This window comes from Ectobacillus sp., assembly GCF_056992975.1.
The window spans coordinates 1-4,342 of sequence record NZ_JBXKMX010000070.1 but is presented as its reverse complement, the minus strand read 5'-3'; the positions used below and the strand labels follow the sequence as shown (position 1 = coordinate 4,342).

At 35.8% G+C, this 4,342-nt stretch carries 3 protein-coding genes and 1 pseudogene; 2 read left to right on the top strand and 2 right to left on the bottom strand.

Going from position 1 to position 4,342, the window contains the following annotated elements; genetic code table 11:
- Positions 1-385 (bottom strand): annotated as a pseudogene (locus AC11ZT_RS03490) (DnaD domain-containing protein); the annotation flags it as partial.
- 608 nt (positions 386-993) lie between these two features.
- Positions 994-1,845: a helix-turn-helix transcriptional regulator gene (locus tag AC11ZT_RS03485; RefSeq protein WP_484058276.1), complete on the bottom strand. Its 852-nt coding sequence runs from the start codon at positions 1,843-1,845 to the stop codon at positions 994-996.
- A 122-nt stretch (positions 1,846-1,967) separates the two neighbouring features.
- Between AC11ZT_RS03485 and fabF the strand changes: the two genes are divergently transcribed.
- Both fabF and AC11ZT_RS03475 read left to right on the top strand, forming a co-directional pair.
- Positions 1,968-3,203 carry a beta-ketoacyl-ACP synthase II gene (gene fabF, locus AC11ZT_RS03480; protein WP_484058275.1) on the top strand — a complete coding sequence of 412 codons (1,236 nt, stop codon included), beginning with the start codon at positions 1,968-1,970 and terminating at the stop codon, positions 3,201-3,203.
- Between the two features lie 389 nt (positions 3,204-3,592).
- A complete protein-coding gene (locus tag AC11ZT_RS03475) occupies positions 3,593-4,330 on the top strand; it encodes a hypothetical protein (protein ID WP_484058274.1) in 738 nt (245 codons plus the stop codon).
- The last annotated feature ends 12 nt before the right edge of the window (positions 4,331-4,342 follow it).

Genomic DNA, 4,342 nt, shown 5'->3' with positions numbered 1-4,342 from the left:
TTAACTCCTCTTCTATACATTTTTCTAAAAACATATGTAGGAACGTCTTGCTTTTCACACTTTTCAACTCGCGAAGCACACACTTTTCCACATTCGTGTTTGTAATTGGGTTGTATCGTAACCAGTTAGGCATATAGATTTCCTTTGTTTCCGAATCATACAGCACTTTTCCATACTCAATAAAACGCTGAAGCAGCTTGTCCACCGTTTCTCGGTTATATCCTGTCTCCATCTCCGCTAACCGTTTTGGCAAGGGAAAAATTCCGCACTGCGTCGTTTTCGTACATGTCAGTAAATATAGATAAAAATATCTCTCTTCCGGAGTCAATTCCAATACAAAATCATCTTGCCAAAAATTCACCTGCACAAGTCGGTACACCGCCATCTTCCTTCCTCCCATCCTAAGTAGACATTCAAAATTGTCCCTCTACTTAACAAATAAAGACAAAACGAAAGAAAGTGGGAATTTTTTGCAAATTTCTTAGCAGTGCGAAAATGATTATGTACTTGTTTTTATTTTGTATTGTACTGATTTATTACTTGGAAGGGGGTTGCAAAGGGGTATGGAGGGGGTTCGGAGTAGATCTGAAGCCTATTAAAATTGTATGAGCCATTTTAATTGGAGATAGAAACGTGGGTAAGGATAGGATCAATTTGTAACCTTTGCTTACTAAACTTGTCATTGCCTTCCTAATCTGTAGACAAGTTATTGTTGCTTATTCTATTATCAAGACCTAAATTATAAAAATCCTTAAAAATAAAGAAGGCACATATTAGTCATGTATAATATATGCTCTTCTTTTATTCCATTAAAACGCCCTATAATGGAATAACTAAAAAAGAATAACGAATGTAAATTAGCTTATTTTTCCTCAACTAATACCATCTGCCGTGGAACCAGAGAGTAACGTAAAGTTAACACTTTTCCCAATAAGGAATGATGACTTTATTCAGTAATCATTACCATTTCGCTAGCGAAGTAATATTACTTTATTAATTTTCAACGGAAACCCTCTTCATTAGTCGCTTTAATTTATTTTCTGTATCTGTTTCCTCTACAGGTGTATAGATACTGCACCGTAAATCCATATCACCTTGAACTTGGAGAGAAGTTAAATTAAACAACATTTTACCTGCTTTAGCATGTCTGAATTCAATGAGCAATTCTGGAGCCTTACTTACTTGACTTTCTTTCCATAAATCTTGGAATTCTGGATGGGAATGACTCATTTCTTTAATAAATTGGTTGTACCATTCATCGCCTAAATATCGTCCATAATAGGTACGGAAAATGGCAAGAAAACCTTTCGCAAAATGTTCCCAATTGGCTGCCAATGCTTTTAATTCTTTTCTGGTGAACACTAAATGAATCAAATTTCTTTGATCTTTCGGTATTTGTTCAAAATCTATAAAAATATGAGCAGCAGCAGGATTCCAGCCTACAATATTGCAATGTCGATCCGTAATGATAGTAGGACAATATGTTAATTCAGCTAGTATTCGCTTTAAAGAAGGGCTAAGCTCTGATTGATCCTTTTTTTGATGGGTAATTTCTGATTTTGCCTCTAATGCCAGATCATATAAGTAGTCTCTTTCATCATTATTTAATTGCAGAGCTGTAGAAATACAATCAAGTACAATTGAAGAAACTTTTATATCTCTTCCTTGCTCTAGCCATGTATACCAAGTGGTACTTACACCTGCTAATTGTGCAACCTCTTCTCTTCGTAACCCAGGTGTCCTTCTCCGGGTTCCGGCAGGCAAACCGATTGACTCTGGCTTAATTTGGGCACGCTTAGCTTTTAAGAATGTCGACAATGCTTCAAGCCTAGTTTTATCATTCATTTTTAAAACTCCTCATCATACCAATTTAACCTAGTGGTAGTTATACTAGGATAAACAATCACTTGTAATAGGATAAAAGTACCGTAAAATACAAGTATAATATTGATTTGGAGTGATGAAAAGTGGAAAGAGTTGTGATTACTGGTATGGGCGTAGTCTCTCCTATAGGAAACAACCTCAAAACATTTTGGAACAATCTGATTAATGGGGAGTCTGGTATATCCCTTATAGATACATTTGATGTTACTAATCATAAGGCAAAAATTGCAGGTATTATTCGAGATTTTGATGCAGATGAAATTTTAGGCAAGAAAGAAGCAAAACGTTTAGATCGCTTTTCTCAATTTGCTTTGGCTGCAGCTGAACAAGCTTGGACAGATTCGAAGTTAGACCTTGAAAGAATAGATGCAGAAAGGTTAGGTGTATACGTTGGTTCGGGCATAGGAGGAATTCAAACCTTTATTGAAAATATTGATGCGCTCAGACAGAAGGGGCCAAGAAAAGTCAGCCCAACTCTAGTACCAGCTATGATTTCTAATGCTGCTGCAGCACAAATTAGTATTAAATGGAACGCAATGGGACCTTCTATGTCACCTGTTTCTGCATGTGCCATTGGAAATACTGCTATTGGAGAAGCCTTTAGACTAATTCGTTCTGGAGAAGTTGACGTAGTGTTTGCAGGTGGAACAGAAGCAGCTATAACAGACTTATCAATTGCAAGCTTTGGTAATGCTACAGCATTATCAACTAGAAACGATGATCCCATTAAAGCTAGTCGTCCATTTGATGAAAATCGAGATGGATTTGTCATGTCAGAAGGAGCTGGAATTCTAATCTTAGAATCTTTATCTCATGCTTTAAGTAGAGAGGCAAAGATTTATGCAGAAGTCATTGGATATGGTGCAAGTTCAGACGCTTACCATATCGTAGCTACACATCCGGAAGGTAAAGGGGCCTATCTTGCAATGAGATCAGCTTTAAAAAATGCCAATATATCGCCTGAAGAAATTGATGTTATTAGTGCCCATGCAACAAGTACAAAAGTGGGAGATATCTCCGAAACGATGGCTATTAAGCAGCTGTTTGGAAAGCATGCTTATCAGATTCCAGTAACAGCTAATAAATCTATCTTTGGTCATATGTTAGGGGCAGCTGGTGGAGTTGAAGCAATTGCTTTGGCAATGAGCTTAAAGGAAGGAATAGTTCCTCCAACAATAAACTTAGAAAACCCTGATTCATTATGTGATTTAGATTATGTTCCATCTTTTGCTCGTCAAGTGAAAATAAATATCGGTCTATCTAACTCATTTGGCTTCGGAGGTCATAACGCAGCTATTGTTTTAAAGAAATACGAGTGAAAATACTTTCTCTCGTATTTCTAACCGTTTCCTCAAGAAACGGTTAGATTAATTCAATTAAATGGCCCGATAATGGAATAACAAAAATATTGTCTCTTATTAGCTCTAAAATCCATTTAATTCTTGTAGCTCTAACGCTCTCCCCGTTAAGCCATCCATGGAGCAGAACTTCACCACAGAGGATGGAATTATAATGTATAGCTTAATTGCCAGAAGAGCGATATAGGGAAATAGAACCTTGAAATTTCACATTGACACGCTTATCATGATAAAAGTGAAAGGAAACGTAAGGAATAAGATATCAAAGAATAGATTATTTCGCTTTTTTAATTGGAGTTTTTTACACTCGCATTTGAATATGACATACTAACCTTTGAGGTGAATATTGCTTGAATTTTTATTCTAATTCAGACCAACAAAAAGAAAAAGTTTATGACGAAAAATCTAATGAAACAGATTTCCCAACGAGGTATAAAGCGGAAAAGGAAGAGCATCAAAGAGGATTTAAGGAATGGCTTATAAGTTTTAAAGAGGAAAAAACAGACGAAGAGGAGGCGGGAGAATATTCGCCTTCCAGATCGAGATCGTCAAGGAAGAAAAAGAAACTGGTGATGTACCGAGGAAAACCAGTCCTCAAAATTTTGGCGGTTGCAGCTATTATTTTGAATTTCAGCTACATTTTTAGCTTTATGAAAGATCCCTTCAATACGTTTTATCATACATTAATGATTGTTGGTATATGTACAGGTATTAATTTTCTTGTCGTTTGGATACTGTTTTCTAAAAGACCGTTTATCAGATTTTATCTTTCTTTATTTGCCATATTGGGATCATTTGCGTACTATTTCTACGCAAATTACACGAATCAGTCATTTTTGGGTAATAATCTCATTCCTTCGGTGCTAGTTTTAATTGCTGTATTCATGTCCATTAATCTTAAAGCAAATTATTATATGAAGATCTTCTTTTTTATGTTGATACCTATTTTAGGAATATATGTTAGCAGTAATAAATTTGCTCTTGTGTGGACATTAATACTTAGTGCGGGATTGCTGCTGCTATTTAGAATACCTAAAACAAAGAAAAAGAAAGCTATAGAAAGAAGCAAGGAAAAGCAATCCGCTTGATGTTGGATATTT